We start from the raw sequence: 16,110 nt of genomic DNA on the forward strand, positions 1-16,110 counted from the left end.
GGGGATTCCGATCAGGCGCGCATTCGTTCGCCCTTGGGGTCGAAGAGAGGCTCTATATTGATGCGGGCCGGCCGCCGTTTTCCGAGAATTTCGATCTCGAACAGGCCAGTGCTCTCGTTTTCCGCAAGCGCGGCCGGCACATATCCCTGGGCCATGGATTTTCCGACATAGTGAGCATAGCCGCCCGAAGTCACCCAGCCGACGACGCTCCAGTCGCCGTCATGGATGCCCGTTACTGCAGAAGCATCCGATGCCGCATCGGAAGTCTTTGCCTTCGCTCCGCTGGCATCAAACCTTGGCGCGCCGTAGCCGTGCGGCGGTTCGACGGTTCCGTGGTCGGTGCCGTTAACACGTGCCCAGACGGGCTCGTCGCCCATGACATCGGCATCCTCGGCATCGACCACGAACGAAACGCGGCGCAGCTTCGGACCTTCGGCCTTTTCCTTCGCCGCGGCTTCCCGCCCGATGAAATCGTTCTTCTCCAGCCTGATGAAGCGCTCCATCGAGCCTTCGAATGGTCCGTAGATCGGGCGAAGCTCACGGAACCAGGTCGGGAAATTCTTCTCCAGCCGCATGGAGAGCAGGGCGCGCATGCCGAAATCGACGATACCGAATTCCTTGCCGGCTTCCTTGATCGCGCTATAGACCAGCCGCTGATAGGCCGGCTGCATCCAGATCTCGTAGCCGAGATCGCCGGTGTAGGAGAGGCGATTGACCATGCAGGGCGCGCCGCCGACCGCCATTTCCCGGTAATCCATGAAGCGGAACGCTTGGGTCGAGACGCCCTCGTCAACCAGCTTCTGCAGGAGAGCCTGCGCGTTCGGACCGGCGATCGCAAGGCCGACCAGTGTCTGGTCGAAGCGATGGAGCCTGACCGACCCATCCCTAGGCAGATGCTTCTCGAACCAGCGCATGTGGTATTTCTGCGCCGCCGAGGAGCTCCAGATCATGAAACGATCTTCCGCGGCCTTGGCGATGGTGAAATCGCCGATCAGCTTGCCGAATTCGTTCAGCATCGGGGTCAGCACGATGCGGCCCACCTTCGGCATTCGGTTCGTCATCAGCCGATTGAGGAAGTTCTCCGCACCCGGACCGCTTACCTGGTATTTGGCGAAATTGGCGATCTCGGTGACGCCGACGCGCTCGCGTGTGGCTCTCACTTCATTTCCCACATGCTCGAAATCGTTCGAACGATGGAAGGAGACGATATCCTTCGGCTCGCTCCCTTTGGGCGCGAACCAGAGGGGAGTCTCGAGGCCCCAGCTATCGCCCATGACGGCATTCTGGTTCAGCATGATGTCGTAGAGCGGCGTGGTCTGCGCCGGCCTCGCGGCGGGCAATTCCTCATTTGGGAAGCGGATCGAGAAGCGGCGCGAATAGTTCTCGCGCACCTTGGCGTTGGTGTAGCGAAGCGTAGCCCATTCGCCGAAGCGGGTCACGTCCATGCCCCAGACGTCGAAGCCGGGGTCGCCGTTCACCATCCAGTTCGACAGCGCCAGTCCGACCCCGCCACCCTGGCTGAAACCAGCCATGACGGCGCAGGCGCACCAGAAGTTCGTCAGGCCCTGTACCGGCCCGACCAGCGGGTTGCCGTCGGGCGCGAAGGTGAAGGGGCCGTTGATGACCTGCTTGATGCCGGCATTGGCGATGCCGGGGAAGTGCTTGAAGCCGAGCTCCAGGGAAGGTGCGATGCGGTCGAGGTCGGGCTGCAGGAGCTCATGGCCGAAATCCCATGGCGTGTTGACCGGCGACCACGGCTTGCAGGCCTTCTCATAGGTGCCGAGCAGAATGCCGTTGCGCTCCTGGCGGGTGTAGATCTCGCCCTTGAAATCGAGCACGCCGACCATCTCGCGGCCGGTACGGGCGTTGAATTCCTCCACTTCCGGCATCGGTTCGGTCAAGAGATACATGTGCTCCATGGCGAGCACTGGCAGTTCCAAACCCACCATGCGGCCGATCTCGCGCGCCCACAGACCGCCGCAATTGACCACATGCTCGGCCTTCACGGTGCCCTGTTCCGTCACCACGTTCCAAGTGCCGTCGGGCTCCTGCGTCAGTTCCACGACCCGATTGCGCAGGACGATTTCCGCGCCGAGCTTCTTCGCCGCCTTGGAATAGGCAATGGTGGTGCCCGATGGATCGAGATGCCCCTCGACCGGGTCCCACATGGCGCCGACGAAATTCGTCTCGTCCATGAGCGGGAACATGGCCTTGGCCTCGGAAGGCGTGATCAGCTCCGTCTGCATGCCGAGATAGCGGCCCTTGGCATGGGTCAGCCGCAGGAAATCCATGCGCTCGGGCGTGTCGGCCATCATCACGCCTCCGGTCAGATGCAGCCCGCAGGATTGGCCTGAAAGCTCCTCGATCTCCTTGTATAGCTGGACCGTGTAGGCCTGCAGCTTGGCGACGTTCGGATCGCCGTTCAGCGTATGGAAGCCACCGGCCGCATGCCAGGACGAGCCGGAAGTAAGCTCCGAGCGCTCGATCAGCATGATATCCGTCCAGCCGGCCTTTGCGAGATGATAGAGCACCGAGCAGCCAACGACACCGCCGCCGATCACAATCGCTTTTGCGTGAGATTTCATGGGGATAGTTCCGTGTATGAAGATTTGAATATTGCTGGCGGCGCGTAGACAAAGCGAAGGTCAGATGCTGCTACGTCTTCGGCAAGCCGACTGTTGAGCGCGGCGAGAATGGTTTCGCAGACCGAACTGCGATGTTTCAGGATATCGGTGTTCCAGAAGCGCAGGACGGAATAGCCTTGGCCGCGCAGGAATTCGTCGCGGCGGCGGTCATAAGGGCTGCCAGCATGCTGGCTGCCATCTACCTCGACAATGAGCTTTGCCTTGCGACAGGCGAAGTCTGCGAAGTAGGGGCCGATAGGCAGTTGTCGGGTGAATTTGTAGCCGCCCAGCTTGCGGCGCTTCAATTCCAGCCAGAGCAGGGCTTCCGCTTCGTTATCTCCATGGCGCAGTTGGCGCGCGCGTTTGGTAACCCCGGACCTGCAGCGGCTTCGTTTGTCACGAGCGCCTTCCCCCACTTCCTCGCCGCTGCGCGGCGCCACCTCTCCCCCCTCCGGAGGGAGAGGAAAGGAGCCTGTCATTGCGGCAGATGCTTCCTCTCCCCCGTCGAACGGGGGAGAGGTGGTTTGCGGAGCAAACCGGAGTGGGGGKCGAACCGATCGCATCGCCAATCAAAAATCCGTAGGAGCGCCGCCTTCCGCAATGCGGCGTTCGACGAAGTCGTTCAGCTCCTCCTCGATCGCCGGGTCCATCGCCGGTTTCTCATAGGCCGCAAGCCGTTCTTTCCAGACGCGGTTTGCCTTCTCGATCGCTGTCGGCGAACCGGCTTGCGCCCATGTTTCGTAATTGCGCCAGTCGGACAGGATCGGCGAATAGAAGGCGGACTTGTAGCGCTCCTGCGTGTGCGGCGTTCCGAAGAAGTGACCGCCCGGACCCACATCGCGGATGGCATCGACCGCCAATGCAGGTTCGGAAACATCGAGCGGCGTCAGGAACTCGGCGACCATCTGCAGGAGATCTATGTCGAGGATGGTCTTTTCGTAGGAGCAGCGCAGCCCGCCTTCCAGCCAGCCGGCTGAATGCAGGATGAAATTGCCGCCGCCCTGGATGGCGCCCCACAGCGAGAACACGCTTTCATAGGCAGCCTGGGCATCCACCGTGTTGGCGGCGCAGGTGTTGGAGGTCCGGTAAGGGATGCCGTAGCGGCGGGCGAGCTGCCCGCCTACCATCTGCGCCTTCATATATTCCGGCGTGCCGAAGGCCGGCGCACCGGACTTCATATCGACATTGGAGGTGAAGCCGCCATAGCCGACCGGCGCGCCCTTGCGCACCATCTGCGTGAAGGCGATGCCGGCCAGCGCCTCGGCATTCTGCTGCACGAGCGCGCCGGCGACGGTGACGGGCGCCATGGCGCCGGCCAGGGTGAAGGGGGTCACGATGACGGCCTGGCCGTGCGACGACATCTGGATGATGCCTTCAAGCATCGGAATATCGAGCTTGAGCGGCGAATTGGTGTTGATGATCGTGTAGCAGGAGGGCTCGTCGAGAAGCTGCTCGCGGCTGACACCGCGCGCAATGCGGGCGATCTCGATGCCGTCGAGATTGCGCTCCCTGCCGAGCGAGTAGATGTGGAACACCTTGTCGGTCAGCGTGGCGAGGTCGCGGATGCATTCGAGATGGCGGATCGAAGGATGGATGTCGATCGGCTCCACCGGGTATCCGCCGGTGCAATTGATGATGTTGTGCATCTGCGCCAGGCGGACGAAGTTACGGAAATCCTCCTGATTGCCGGGGCGGCGACCACGATCGATATCGGACGAATTCGGTGCCGAGCCCATCTGCGCTAAGATCAGGTTATCGCCGCCCATCCTGAGATCATGGGCGGGATTGCGGGCGTGGAGCGTAAATACGGACGGTGCGGAAGCGAGGCAGCCAAGGATCATGTCGGGATCAAAACGCACCCGCTCGCTGTCAGGCCGGACATCGGCGCCGGCCTCCTTCATCATCCGCCGCGCCTCGTCGTGGAGCACCTCCACGCCGATCTCCTTGAGAACCCGAAGCGAAGCGAGATGGATCGATTCAAGCTCGTCCTCGGAAAGGATATTCGTCGGCGGGAAGGGGATACGGAGTTGTCGGAAAGGCGGTTGTTCGAAGGCGGTGGAGGCGCCCGCGCGTTTTCCGGCCCTGCCGCCGCGGCGGCCCCGATCCGTGTGAGGCATTGCTTCCGCAGGCATGGACTGATCCGTCATGCTCTTCCCCAATTTCATATGCGTGCCGGTCATCATGGACCGAGCGGATAGCCGCCAACACGGATGCGACGACCACTAGCGTCAGAGATGCGACATGAGACGGATGCTTGAACCGGCAGAGAGCGTTCGGCTACACTCGATTTATGGAGTTGTTTCGTTCCGGTTATTCCCATGCCGTGACGCCGTCGCCCCGGACGCGTCATGCCGAATTGCTGCGCCTTTGCGCACGCATCGGCTATTCGCCGCCGAATCTTGCCTGAACAGCCCGCAAACCTGACGGACCGTTTCAAGCAGAGATCGCAAGTCTATGACCTACAAGAATTTTTCCCTGAAGCAGCTTCAGGATATCGACGCCGCCCATCACCTCCATCCCTTCACCGACCACAAGGATCTTAGGGCTGCGGGCTCGCGCATGATCGTGCGGGCCCAAGGGTCTTTCGTCTACGATTCGGAAGGCCAGGAAATCCTCGACGGCATGGCCGGACTTTGGTGCGTGAATGTCGGCTATGGCCGACAGGAACTCGCCGAGGCGGCCTATGAGCAGATGAAGGAACTACCTTATTACAATTCCTTCTTCCGCTGTTCGACACCCACACCCGTGCTCTTGGCAGAAAAGCTCGCCCGGATCGCACCGGCGGGGCTCGATCAGGTCTTTTACGGTTCCTCCGGATCGGAGGCGAACGACACCGCGCTGCGGCTCGTGCGCCACTACTGGGCATTGGAGGGCAAGCCGAAGAAGAACCGGATCATCTCGCGCAACTGGGCCTATCACGGCTCGACCATCGCCGGCGCGTCTCTTGGCGGAATGTCGGCGATGCACGATCAGCTGCATGGCGCGGTGCCGAATATCATCCATGTCATGCCGCCTTACTCCTTCGAGCTGAAGCTGCCGGGCGAAAGCGAGCATGATTTCGGCTTGCGGGCCGCCAAGGCAGTCGAGGACGCCATCCTCGAGGCCGGGCCGGAGAACGTCGCCGCCTTCATAGGTGAGCCTGTCATGGGGGCGGGCGGCGTGAAGATTCCGCCAGAGAGCTACTGGCCGGAGATCCAGCGCATCTGCCGGAAGTATGACGTGCTCCTGATGCTGGACGAGGTGATCACCGGCTACGGGCGCACGGGCGAATGGTTCGCGGCCCAGACGCTCGGCATCGAGCCGGATACGATCACCACCGCAAAGGCGCTCACTTCCGGCTATCAGCCGCTGTCGGCGCTGCTTGTCGGCCAGCGCATCTCCTCGACATTGGTGGACAAGGGCGGCGAATTCTTCCACGGCTATACTTATTCCGGCCATCCGGTCGCCTGCGCGGTGGCATTGAAGAATCTGGAAATCATCGAAAAGGAAGGACTGGTCGACCGCGTGCGCGAGGAGACAGGCCCCTATTTCCGCAAAGCCCTGACGGAAGCTCTCGCCAGTCACGGCATTGTGGGGGAGGTACGCACGTTCGGGCTTATGGGCGCCATCGAGATAGTCAAGGACAAGGAAAGCCGTGAACGGTTCGAAGGCGAGGGCGTGGCTGGCGTGACGGTGCGCGACCATGCGATCGCCAATGGCCTGATGTTGCGTGCCGTCGGCGACACCATGATCCTTTCGCCGCCGCTGATCTGGGCGAAGGAGACGATCGACATGGCCTGCGAGAGGATCGCCAGGGCATTGACGCTGGCGGAAAGCGATCTGCGGAAATAGCCGGGCCGGAGCAATGCAAAAACCGCGCTCTCCGGGCGGGGAGAAACGCGGTCTTGCCAATCAGACGCTGGCCCTTCGCGACGCCGATACGCTGCGGAGGCAACCCGCTCCGGCACGCGAGACCTGATCCGGAGCGTGGGCGGTGTGCGTTTTCCGCCTCGCGTTCCGTTTTACCGGGACATCGTTACCGCGGAGTTATCGAGAGCTTAAGCAATTGTAAATTTGGGCTTTTTTGTGCAGATTCCTGCACGTCGAGATGACGCCGCGTAAGCTGTCATAGCTTAGCTGGGTACCTTGCGGACTGCCCCTTGCGCTGCGCTTGTGGCGAAGGCGGCATAGGCCCTTAGCGCCGTCGAGACGTTGCGCTTGCGCGGCCCGGAAGGTTTCCAGCCCACAGCCTCCTGCTCGGCGCGCCGCCGGGCGAGCTCGTCCTCCGGCACGGCAAGGTGGATGGTGCGGTTCGGTATGTCGATCTCGATGATGTCGCCGTCGCGCACCAGCCCGATCGTGCCGCCTTCCGCCGCTTCCGGAGAGACATGGCCGATCGAAAGTCCCGAAGTACCGCCTGAGAAACGCCCGTCGGTGAGCAGGGCACAGGCTTTCCCGAGGCCCTTCGATTTCAGATAGCTGGTCGGGTAGAGCATTTCCTGCATGCCCGGCCCGCCGCGCGGTCCTTCGTAGCGGATGACGACCACGTCGCCGGCCTTCACCTCATTGCCGAGGATGCCCTTCACCGCTGCATCCTGGCTCTCGAACACCTTTGCGGGGCCGGAGAATTTCAGGATCGATTCATCGACGCCAGCGGTTTTCACCACGCAGCCGTCCAGTGCGATATTGCCTTTGAGCACTGCCAGTCCGCCATCCCTGGAGAACGGATGCTCGGCGGAGCGTATCACGCCCTTTTCGCGGTCGAGGTCGAGATCATCCCAGCGCCGGTCCTGGCTGAAGGCTGTCTGGGTCGGCACGCCGCCGGGGGCCGCCATGTAGAATTCACGCACCTTGCCGTTCTTGGTTCGAGCGATGTCCCAGCGCTCGATCGCCTCGCCGATGGTGGCGGTATGCACGGTCGGCTGGTCACGATGGATGAGACCGGCGCGGTCAAGCTCGCCGAGGATGGCCATGATGCCGCCAGCGCGATGCACGTCCTCCATATGCACGTCGTTCTTGGCCGGCGCGACCTTGCAGAGCACCGGCACGCGCCGCGAAAGGGCGTCGATATCGTCCATGGTGAAATCGATGCCGCCTTCATGGGCGGCAGCAAGGATATGCAACACCGTATTGGTCGAGCCGCCCATGGCGATATCGAGCGCCATGGCGTTCTCGAAGGATTTCCTGGAGGCGACATTGCGAGGCAGGACGCTCTCATCCTCCTGCTCGTAATAGCGCTGGCAAAGATCGACGGCGAGATGCCCGGCCTCCACGAAAAGCCGCTTGCGGTCGGCATGGGTGGCGAGCGTGGAGCCGTTGCCCGGCAGCGAGAGTCCCAGCGCTTCCGTCAGGCAGTTCATCGAATTGGCGGTGAACATGCCGGAGCAAGAGCCGCAAGTCGGGCAGGCGGAGCGCTCGATGACCTTGACGTCATCGTCGGAAACGCGGTCGTCGGCAGCCGCGACCATCGCATCCACCAGATCTAGCGCCTGAGCCTTGCCCTGGAGCACTACCTTGCCGGCCTCCATCGGTCCGCCGGAGACGAAGACCGTGGGAATGTTGAGGCGCATCGCTGCCATCAGCATGCCGGGCGTGATCTTGTCGCAATTGGAGATGCAGACCATCGCATCGGCGCAATGGGCATTGACCATATATTCGACGCTGTCCGCGATGAGCTCGCGCGAGGGCAGGGAATAGAGCATGCCGTCGTGGCCCATTGCGATGCCGTCATCGACGGCGATCGTGTTGAACTCCTTGGCCACGCCGCCCGCCGCCTCGATCTCGTGCGCCACGAGCTGGCCGAGATCCTTCAGATGCACATGCCCGGGAACAAACTGCGTGAAGGAGTTGACGACGGCAATGATAGGCTTGCCGAAATCATCGTCCTTCATGCCGGTGGCGCGCCAGAGGCCGCGCGCGCCAGCCATGTTGCGGCCATGGGTCGAGGTGCGGGAACGATATGCGGGCATTCTTCTTCGGATCCGGTTTTATGACAAAGCCGTATCCGAATGCCCCTTCAGCGTCCTGATGGCAAGGGCAAATGCCGTTATTTGGCTTCGCCGCCCTGTCCGCGCAGGAAATTGATGATGCCGGAAAAATCCGAGCCGCCATGGCCCATGGCATTGAAGAGGGCGTAAAGCTGAGTGGCTTCCGCGCCCAGCGGGGTCACGGCTCCGGCATTCTGTGCTGCTTCCTGCGCAAGCTTCAGGTCCTTCAGCATCAGAGCCGCCGCGAAGCCGGGCTTGTAGTCGCGATTGGCGGGTGAGGTCGGGACTGGGCCGGGGACCGGGCAATAGGTGGTCAGCGACCAACACTGGCCGGAAGAGGTCGAGGCGACGTCGAACAGCGCCTGATGCGACAAACCCAGCTTTTCGGCCAGAACAAAGGCTTCGCCGACGCCGATCATGGAAATGCCCAGGATCATGTTGTTGCAGATCTTGGCGGCCTGGCCGGCACCCGCGTCGCCACAATGGACGACACGGCCCGCCATGGGCTCCAGAACAGGCTCAGCCTTGGCGAAAGCTTCCTTAGAACCGCCGGCCATGAAGGTCAGCGTTCCGGCTTCCGCGCCGCCAACGCCGCCCGAAACCGGCGCGTCGATGGAAAGCATGTTGTGCTCGGCAGCCTTTGCATGGGCCTTGCGGGCGGAGTCCACGTCGATGGTCGAGCATTCGATGAAGAGCGTGCCTGGTGCTGCGGCAGGCACGATCACGTCATAGACCGTGAGCACATGCTTGCCCGCCGGCAGCATTGTAATGACCACCTCCGCGCCCTTCACTGCCGCCGGCCCGTCGGCCATGACGGTCACGCCATTGGCTTCGGCGGTCTTGAGGTTTTCCGGCATCAGGTCGAAGCCCTGCACGGTATGGCCGGCCTTGACGAGATTGGCGGCCATGGGATTGCCCATATTGCCGAGGCCGATAAATGCGATGGTGGTCATGGGGTGATGTGTCCTCCGGAATTCGGCAGTCGCCAGATCGGCATTCGGTCGCAACCTGTTCCGATTGCCACTGGCTTATCTGCCTATCAAATGCCTTGCGATGATGACGCGCATGATCTCGTTCGTGCCTTCCAGGATCTGGTGCACGCGCAGGTCGCGCACAAGCTTCTCCACGCCATATTCATGCAGATAGCCGTAGCCGCCGTGAAGCTGCAGTGCATCATTGGCGATGTCGAAGCAGGTGTCGGTGACAAAGCGCTTGGCCATGGCCGACCATTTGGAGGCGTCCGGCGTCTTGCGGTCCAGCTTGGAGGCAGCCGTATAGAGCAGCATGCGCGAGGCCTGCAGATTGGTCTCCATGTCAGCGAGCTTGAACTGCAAAGCCTGGAACTGGTTGATGGCTTGCCCGAATGCCTGCCGCTCGGCGGTGTAGGCCAGCGCCTTGTCCAGCGCTGATTGCGCCCCGCCCAGCGAGCAGGCAGCGATGTTCAACCGGCCGCCGTCGAGCCCGGCCATGGCGATCTTGAAGCCTGCGCCTTCTCCCGAAAGCAGGTTTTCGGCAGGCACCTTGCAGTCTTCGAAGATGACCTGCCGGGTGGGCTGCATGTGCCAACCCATCTTGTTTTCGGTCGCGCCGAAGGAGAGGCCAGGAGCATCCTTGGGAATGACGATGGTCGAAACGCCCTTCGGGCCTTCTTCGCCCGTGCGCACCATAGCGACATAGACATCTGACTCGCCGGCGCCGGAAATGAACTGCTTGGCGCCGTTCAAGACGTAGTCGCTGCCATTGCCACCGGATTTCACGGCCCGTGTTTTCAGCGCAGCGGCGTCGGAGCCGGAGCCGGGTTCCGTCAGGCAGTAGCTTGCCAGCCATTCCATCGAGGTCAGCTTCGGCAAAAAGCGCTGACGCTGCTGCTCGTCGCCGAAAATGTCGATCATCCACGCCGCCATATTGTGGATCGAGATGAAGGAGGAGAAGCCGGGGCAGGCGCTCGCCAGCGCTTCGAAGATCAGGACAGCATCGAGGCGCCCGAGGCCAGAGCCGCCGACATCCTCGCGAATATAGATGCCGCCGAAGCCGAGCTGCCCGGTCTCGCGTATGATATTGGAGGGAAAATATCGTTCACGATCCCAGTCGAGCGCATAAGGGGCGACGCGTTCGGCGGCGAACGCCTCCGTCATCTCCCGGATGGCGCGCTGATCATCGTTCAGCTCGAACTGGCCCGTGGCCTTGTCCACCGTGGCATCCATGGCGGCCTCCCTGGCTTATTTCTTCTTGGAGTACCAGTTTAGACCATTGCCATATGTGCGCAATGTGAGCCAAGGCAAAGGCGCTTTGCACGGCAGGCGCTTCCTCTCCCGGTCCGGGGGGCTGATGAGCGAAGCGAACCGGAATGGGGGAATTCAATCCCTCACATCGGCTTCTCGCCCGCCTTCGGCCAATAGGTGCCGAAACTCCAAATATTGCCTTCGGGATCGCGGCACATGAAATCGCGGCTACCGTAGTCGGTATCATACGGCTCCGTCAGGATTTCCGCGCCGGCGGCCTTTGCCGAGGCGTAAACTGCATCAATGTCCTCCACAGCGAGGTACACGGATTTGCCGCCATTTTCGCCCGGACCGCCGACAATAGCGCCATACCCGTCGTCCCTGACCTGGCCGAGCATGATCATCGAGGAGCCGAGAGCAAGTTCCGCATGGTCGATGCGGTCGTCTTCGCCGTATTTTACACGCAATTTGAAGCCGAAGGCCTTGCTGAGCCAGTCGATCATGCGTGCGGGATCGCGGTAGCGGAATGTCGGATAGATGCGTGGTGCTTCGGCCATAGCCTCCTCCTTCAAACACCCACCATCGAAGAGACTAGGGCGGATCAGCTCCTGGAAAAGGGTCTCAGCCGGCGAGCCAGATACGGAGCGGGTCGGTTTCGTCCATGAGGAGCCTGGCGGCAAGCCCGATACAGACGATGATGAGCAGGGGCTTGATGATCCGTGCGCCCCTTTTCATTGCCAGATTTGCGCCGACGCGCGCGCCGATGAACTGCATGACCCCCATCATCAGTCCGATCTTCCAGGCAACTGCTCCCACGAAAGCGAAGGCTGTGAAGCCGCCCAGATTCGAGGCAAGATTGAGCATTTTGGTATGCGCCGTTGCCTTCAGGACGCCGTAGCCGGCCAGTGAGACGAAAGCCAGCAAGAAAAAGGAGCCGGTGCCCGGCCCGAAAGCGCCGTCATAAAAGCCGATCACAGGAGCGAGCAGTAGGCCGAACAGGAAAGGCGACAGCCTTTGTGCCCGATCCAGGTCGTCCATGTTCGGCTTCAGTGCGAAATAGAGCGCCAGCGCGATCAGCATGAAAGGCAGGACGGCGCGGAGGAAGTCTCCCGGGATGATCGTTGCAGTCAGCGCGCCGAGCACCGCGCCGAGGAAGGACATGCAGGCCGCTGGAAGCTGCCTTTTCAGATCGACATGGCCCTTCGCGGCGTAGGTGATCGTTGCCGAGCCGGAGCCGAAAATGCCCTGCAGCTTGTTCGTGCCGAGCGCTTCGATGGGGCTGAAGCCCCCGAGCAGCAGGGCAGGGACGGTGATCAGCCCGCCTCCACCGGCGATGGAATCCATGAAACCGCCGAAAAATGCCGCAAAACCGAGCAAGAGAACGGTTTCGATTGAAATATCGAACATATTGAGCCAATGCCTGACGAGCCGCCGCGTGCTTGCATCACAAAGGGCCGATTTTCGCAAGACGGATTCGGCTAGGCGTTGGATCGATGCCCGAGGGCTGGTCGATCCTGAAGCAGGCTAAGCGGTTTCGCCAAGGCGTCTCGCTATGGCGCGCTCAAGGTCCGGAGCTGCGGCAACAAGGGCCCTGGCCGCTTCCGTCTGTGGATTGTCCAGCACTTCCGAGGTGCGGCCTTCCTCCACGATCTTTCCTTCATGCATCACCATGACCTGATCGGTGATGGCGCGGGCCACCGTCAGGTCGTGAGTGATGAACAGGTAGGCGACGCCGAGCCGCTGGTTCAGGTCCGCGAAGAGATCGAGCACCTGCGCGCGGATGGAGACATCGAGGGCGGAGACCGGCTCGTCCGCCACGATCAGCTTTGGCCGCGTGATGATGGCGCGGGCGATCGAAATCCGCTGACGCTGGCCGCCGGAAAATTCGTGAGGGTATTTGTCCATGTCGGACGGCGCCAGCCCGACTTCGTGCAGCGCCTCGGCCACCATTTCGCGCCGCTCGGTACGGGCGGGTTTCTTCTCCAAAAGATGCAAGGGCTCGGCTATCAGCCGCTCGACCTTGTGGCGCGGATCGAAGGAGCCGTAAGGATCCTGAAAGACCACCTGCATCTCGCGTCGGGAGGGCCGTAATTCGGCCTCCGATTTGTCTGCAACTGTCTGCCCCAGAAGCCGGATTTCGCCGCTGGTCGGCCGGTCGAGGGCGAGGATCATGCGCGCGAGCGTCGATTTCCCGCAGCCGGAGCGGCCCACAAGCGCCATGGATTGACCCGCATCCAGCGAGAAAGAGACATTATCGACGGCCCGGAACGGTTCGGCTTTCGAGAAAAGCGACTTTCTCCTCCCGGCATAGTCGCGGGTAACGCCCTCGACGACGAGGAGGGGGGCCGATTTACCCTCCCCCTTGTGGGGAGGGTGGCCCGCGGGGCCGGGTGGGGGCGGGAAGGAGGGATCTTCGTGCGCCCCACCCCGTCCGGCTACGCCGGCCGACCCGCTCCGTGAGGGGGCATTCCGCACCGGCACATGCACTGAAGCCTCGGCAAGCTGCCGCGTATAGGGATGTTTCTGCTGGGTCAGGATCTTTGCCGTCTCGCTGGCTTCCATCACCTCGCCATGACGCATGATGGTTACGCGATCGGCCATGTCGGCCACTACCGCGAGATCGTGCGAGATCAGAAGCAGCCCCATCCGATTCTCGTCGACCAGATCGCGCAGAAGTTCGAGGATTTGCTTCTGCAGCACCACGTCGAGCGCCGTGGTCGGCTCGTCGGCTATCAGCAGTTTCGGTTTCAAGGCGCAGGCGATGGCGATGATGACCCGCTGGCGCTGGCCGCCGGAGAGCTCGTGCGGATAGCGTGAGAGCGGAAACCTGGCTTCCGGCAGGCCGACACGGTCGAGGATCGCGCGCGCCCGCGCCTCGGCATCGGGACGGTTGGCGCCGGTGTGCCAGCGGATGCCTTCGGCAACCTGCTCGCCGATCGTCTTGACCGGGTTCAGCGCCGTCATCGGCTCCTGGAAGACCATGCCGATGTCGTCGCCGCGCAGGCGGCACATGGCGGCCTCCGGGGCGGACAGAATGTCGATGCCGTCAAAGGTCACGCGGCCGCGCGTCCGGGAGGCATTCGGCAAAAGCTGCATGACTGTTAGCGCCGTCATGGACTTGCCGGAGCCTGATTCGCCCACCAGCCCCATGACCTCGCCGGCGTCGATCGCCAGGTCCATCCCCTTGAGGATGGGCATGCCGGCAATGTCCAGCGACAGCTTTTCGATCTCTAGGAGGCTCATCGCTCGCGCCTCAATCTCGGATCGAGGATGTCGCGCAGTCCGTCGCCGAGAAGGTTGAGCCCAAGCACGGTGATGACGATCGCAAGGCCGGGGAAGATGGCCTGGTTGGGCGCGATCATCATGCGTGTCTGCGCGTCGAAGAGCATGCGGCCCCAGGACGGCATCGGCGGCTGCGCGCCGAGCCCGAGATAGGAAAGACCAGCCTCGGCCAATATGCCGAGCGCGAACTGGATCGTGCCCTGCACGAGCAGGATGCTGGCGATGTTGGGCAGGATATGCTCGATGGTGATCAGCGCCTTGCCCTTGCCGGCGGCGCGGGCAGCGAGAATGAATTCGCGTGGCCACAGCGCCAGGGCGCCAGCCCGGGCGACGCGGGCGAAGACCGGCACGTTGAAGATGCCGATGGCAATGATAGCGTTAACAGCGCCGGGGCCGAAGATCGCCGTGATCATGATCGCCGAAAGAAGTGCGGGGAAGGCGAAGACAACGTCGTTGAAGCGCATCAGCACTTCGTCCAGCCAACCGCCGCGGGCGGCTGCCCAGCAGCCGAGCGGTACCCCGATGCCCATTCCGATGCCGACGGCAACGATGGCGACCGCTATCGAATTGCGCGATCCGACCATGATCATCGAGAGGATATCCCTGCCGAGATGATCGGTGCCGAAGGGATGGGCTGCCGAAAGCCCTTGCATGCGGTTTGCCACGACGAGATTGGTCACGTCATAGGGCGTCCAGATGAATGATAGCGCTGCCATAGCGGCTATCAGCAGCGTTATGATCAGGCCCGTCATGAAGGAACCGCTTCTCAGTGCCTGGTGCAGGAAGTGGCGGAAATCGTCGGGTTGGGAGGACGCCGGCATGGTCATCAGCGTGCCCTCAGCCTCGGATCGACAACCGCATAAAGCAGGTCGACGATCAGGTTCACCGCCACAACGCTGGCGACCAGCAGCATGACCACGCCTTCCACGACAATCAGGTCGCGCTGGGTGATGGCCTGAAAAACCAGACGACCAAGGCCCGGCAGGTAGAAGACATTCTCGATGATGATAGTGCCGGCGAGCAGGAAGGCGAACTGCAGGCCGAGAACGGTGAGCACGGGAATCATAGCGTTACGCAGGGCATGGCGCCACAAAACGATGTGTCGAGGCATGCCCTTGGCGTGCGCGGTGCGGATATAGTCCTCGCCCAGCACGTCCAGCATGGCCGACCGGGTCACACGCGCCAGGATCGCGGCCTGGGGCAGGGCGAGCGCGACCGCCGGAAGGATCAATGCCTTCAATGCCTGCCACCAGTCACCCCAGCCGGGGAACCCGCCGGCGGGTACGAGCCGCAGGGCGACGGCGAAGATATAGATCAACAACAATGCGAACCAGAAATTGGGTACCGCCACGCCTACCTGGGCAGCACCCATGGAGATTGTATCGGCCAGTTTGCCGCGCCGGGAGGCCGCGAATATCCCTACCGGGATGGCGATGATGGTGGAAAGGAGCAGGGACATGATCGCCAGCGGCAGGGAGACCGTTATTCGCTCGGCAATGAGTTCGATGACCGGCGAGGAATAGGTGTAGGAGCGGCCGAAATCCCCAATAGCCATGCCGCTGATCCAGTTCAGATACCGCGTGATCAGCGGCTGATTCATGCCCATCTGTTCGCGCAGGGATTCAAGGGCTTCCGGGCTGGCATTCATGCCGAGCATGATGCGTGCCGGGTCGCCCGGAAGGACCTCCAGAACGGCAAACACGACCACCGACGCCACGATGAGCGTCGCCAGCGCGATTGCCAACCGTTTGAAGAGATAGGCGGTCATTCAGCCTTTTATTACATATCCTGCGTCGCATCGGGAGCGGAACCGGCGAGACTCTGGATCCCTGTGACAAGCACAGAAATGAAATCCTCCAAAAATGCCGATGCCAGCCATAGACCTTTGGGATTGGACGTAAGAAAAATTTGCAATCGTCATTCCTGTACTTGTCACAGGAATCCAGGTGTAGTCGTCAATCAAGCTGAAGATGGACCAGATCATTCCGGAATCCGGAAAACGGGAGCGCCGGATCC

At 62.1% G+C, this 16,110-nt stretch carries 12 protein-coding genes; 1 reads left to right on the plus strand and 11 read right to left on the minus strand.

The window, feature by feature from the left end; translation table 11 throughout:
• Positions 1 to 11: 11 nt before the first annotated feature.
• The 3 genes from L598_RS00590 to L598_RS00600 all read right to left on the minus strand — a co-directional run bounded on the left by L598_RS00590 (position 12) and on the right by L598_RS00600 (position 4,771).
• Entirely contained in the window at positions 12 to 2,585 is a 2,574-nt protein-coding gene (locus L598_RS00590) for an FAD-dependent oxidoreductase (protein WP_144859012.1), read from the minus strand.
• A complete protein-coding gene (locus L598_RS00595; protein ID WP_246658575.1) occupies positions 2,582 to 3,040 on the minus strand; it encodes a DUF559 domain-containing protein in 459 nt (152 codons plus the stop codon). Before L598_RS00595 ends, L598_RS00590 begins: the two co-directional genes overlap by 4 nt.
• 153 nt (positions 3,041 to 3,193) lie before the next feature.
• Complete coding sequence (locus L598_RS00600; protein ID WP_144859016.1) at positions 3,194 to 4,771, minus strand: trimethylamine methyltransferase family protein; 1,578 nt, start codon at positions 4,769 to 4,771, stop codon at positions 3,194 to 3,196.
• 307 nt (positions 4,772 to 5,078) lie between these two features.
• Here L598_RS00600 and L598_RS00610 point away from each other — a divergent pair, with 307 nt between their 5' ends.
• Positions 5,079 to 6,455: an aspartate aminotransferase family protein gene (locus L598_RS00610; protein ID WP_144859018.1), complete on the plus strand. Its 1,377-nt coding sequence runs from the start codon at positions 5,079 to 5,081 to the stop codon at positions 6,453 to 6,455.
• A gap of 281 nt (positions 6,456 to 6,736) precedes the next feature.
• Here L598_RS00610 and ilvD read toward each other — a convergent pair whose 3' ends face one another.
• The 8 genes from ilvD to L598_RS00655 form a co-directional block, all read right to left on the minus strand.
• Entirely contained in the window at positions 6,737 to 8,572 is a 1,836-nt protein-coding gene (ilvD, locus tag L598_RS00620) for a dihydroxy-acid dehydratase (RefSeq protein ID WP_144859023.1), read from the minus strand.
• Between the two features lie 77 nt (positions 8,573 to 8,649).
• Positions 8,650 to 9,543 carry a 3-hydroxyisobutyrate dehydrogenase gene (gene mmsB, locus L598_RS00625; protein ID WP_144859025.1) on the minus strand — a complete coding sequence of 298 codons (894 nt, stop codon included), beginning with the start codon at positions 9,541 to 9,543 and terminating at the stop codon, positions 8,650 to 8,652.
• A gap of 75 nt (positions 9,544 to 9,618) precedes the next feature.
• Positions 9,619 to 10,794: an isobutyryl-CoA dehydrogenase gene (locus L598_RS00630; protein ID WP_144859027.1), complete on the minus strand. Its 1,176-nt coding sequence runs from the start codon at positions 10,792 to 10,794 to the stop codon at positions 9,619 to 9,621.
• A 161-nt stretch (positions 10,795 to 10,955) separates the two neighbouring features.
• Positions 10,956 to 11,369, minus strand: coding sequence for a VOC family protein (locus tag L598_RS00635; protein ID WP_144859029.1), 414 nt, complete (start codon positions 11,367 to 11,369; stop codon positions 10,956 to 10,958).
• A gap of 64 nt (positions 11,370 to 11,433) precedes the next feature.
• The gene (locus L598_RS00640; RefSeq protein ID WP_144859031.1) at positions 11,434 to 12,219 is read right to left on the minus strand and encodes a TSUP family transporter; all 786 of its coding nucleotides are present in this window, start codon (positions 12,217 to 12,219) and stop codon (positions 11,434 to 11,436) included.
• Between the two features lie 117 nt (positions 12,220 to 12,336).
• Positions 12,337 to 14,055 carry a dipeptide ABC transporter ATP-binding protein gene (locus tag L598_RS00645; protein WP_144859033.1) on the minus strand — a complete coding sequence of 573 codons (1,719 nt, stop codon included), beginning with the start codon at positions 14,053 to 14,055 and terminating at the stop codon, positions 12,337 to 12,339.
• The gene (locus L598_RS00650) at positions 14,052 to 14,921 is read right to left on the minus strand and encodes an ABC transporter permease (RefSeq protein WP_144859035.1); all 870 of its coding nucleotides are present in this window, start codon (positions 14,919 to 14,921) and stop codon (positions 14,052 to 14,054) included. The genes L598_RS00645 and L598_RS00650 overlap by 4 nt, the downstream gene beginning before the upstream one ends.
• Positions 14,921 to 15,862, minus strand: a complete 942-nt coding sequence (locus tag L598_RS00655) for an ABC transporter permease (protein WP_144859037.1) — start codon at positions 15,860 to 15,862, stop codon at positions 14,921 to 14,923. The genes L598_RS00650 and L598_RS00655 overlap by 1 nt, the downstream gene beginning before the upstream one ends.
• Positions 15,863 to 16,110: the final 248 nt, after the last annotated feature.

Origin of the sequence: Mesorhizobium sp. J18 (genome assembly GCF_007829525.1) — a bacterium.
GTDB lineage: Bacteria > Pseudomonadota > Alphaproteobacteria > Rhizobiales > Rhizobiaceae > VLJP01.

Coding starts and splice junctions, on each gene's coding strand:
- L598_RS00590 (WP_144859012.1), bottom strand. CDS start 2,585: ATGAAATCTCACGCAAAAGCGATTGTGATCGGCGGCGGTGTCGTTGGC.
- L598_RS00600 (WP_144859016.1), bottom strand. CDS start 4,771: ATGACGGATCAGTCCATGCCTGCGGAAGCAATGCCTCACACGGATCGG.
- L598_RS00610 (WP_144859018.1), top strand. CDS start 5,079: ATGACCTACAAGAATTTTTCCCTGAAGCAGCTTCAGGATATCGACGCC.
- ilvD (WP_144859023.1), bottom strand. CDS start 8,572: ATGCCCGCATATCGTTCCCGCACCTCGACCCATGGCCGCAACATGGCT.
- mmsB (WP_144859025.1), bottom strand. CDS start 9,543: ATGACCACCATCGCATTTATCGGCCTCGGCAATATGGGCAATCCCATG.
- L598_RS00630 (WP_144859027.1), bottom strand. CDS start 10,794: ATGGATGCCACGGTGGACAAGGCCACGGGCCAGTTCGAGCTGAACGAT.
- L598_RS00635 (WP_144859029.1), bottom strand. CDS start 11,369: ATGGCCGAAGCACCACGCATCTATCCGACATTCCGCTACCGCGATCCC.
- L598_RS00640 (WP_144859031.1), bottom strand. CDS start 12,219: ATGTTCGATATTTCAATCGAAACCGTTCTCTTGCTCGGTTTTGCGGCA.
- L598_RS00645 (WP_144859033.1), bottom strand. CDS start 14,055: ATGAGCCTCCTAGAGATCGAAAAGCTGTCGCTGGACATTGCCGGCATG.
- L598_RS00650 (WP_144859035.1), bottom strand. CDS start 14,921: ATGACCATGCCGGCGTCCTCCCAACCCGACGATTTCCGCCACTTCCTG.
- L598_RS00655 (WP_144859037.1), bottom strand. CDS start 15,862: ATGACCGCCTATCTCTTCAAACGGTTGGCAATCGCGCTGGCGACGCTC.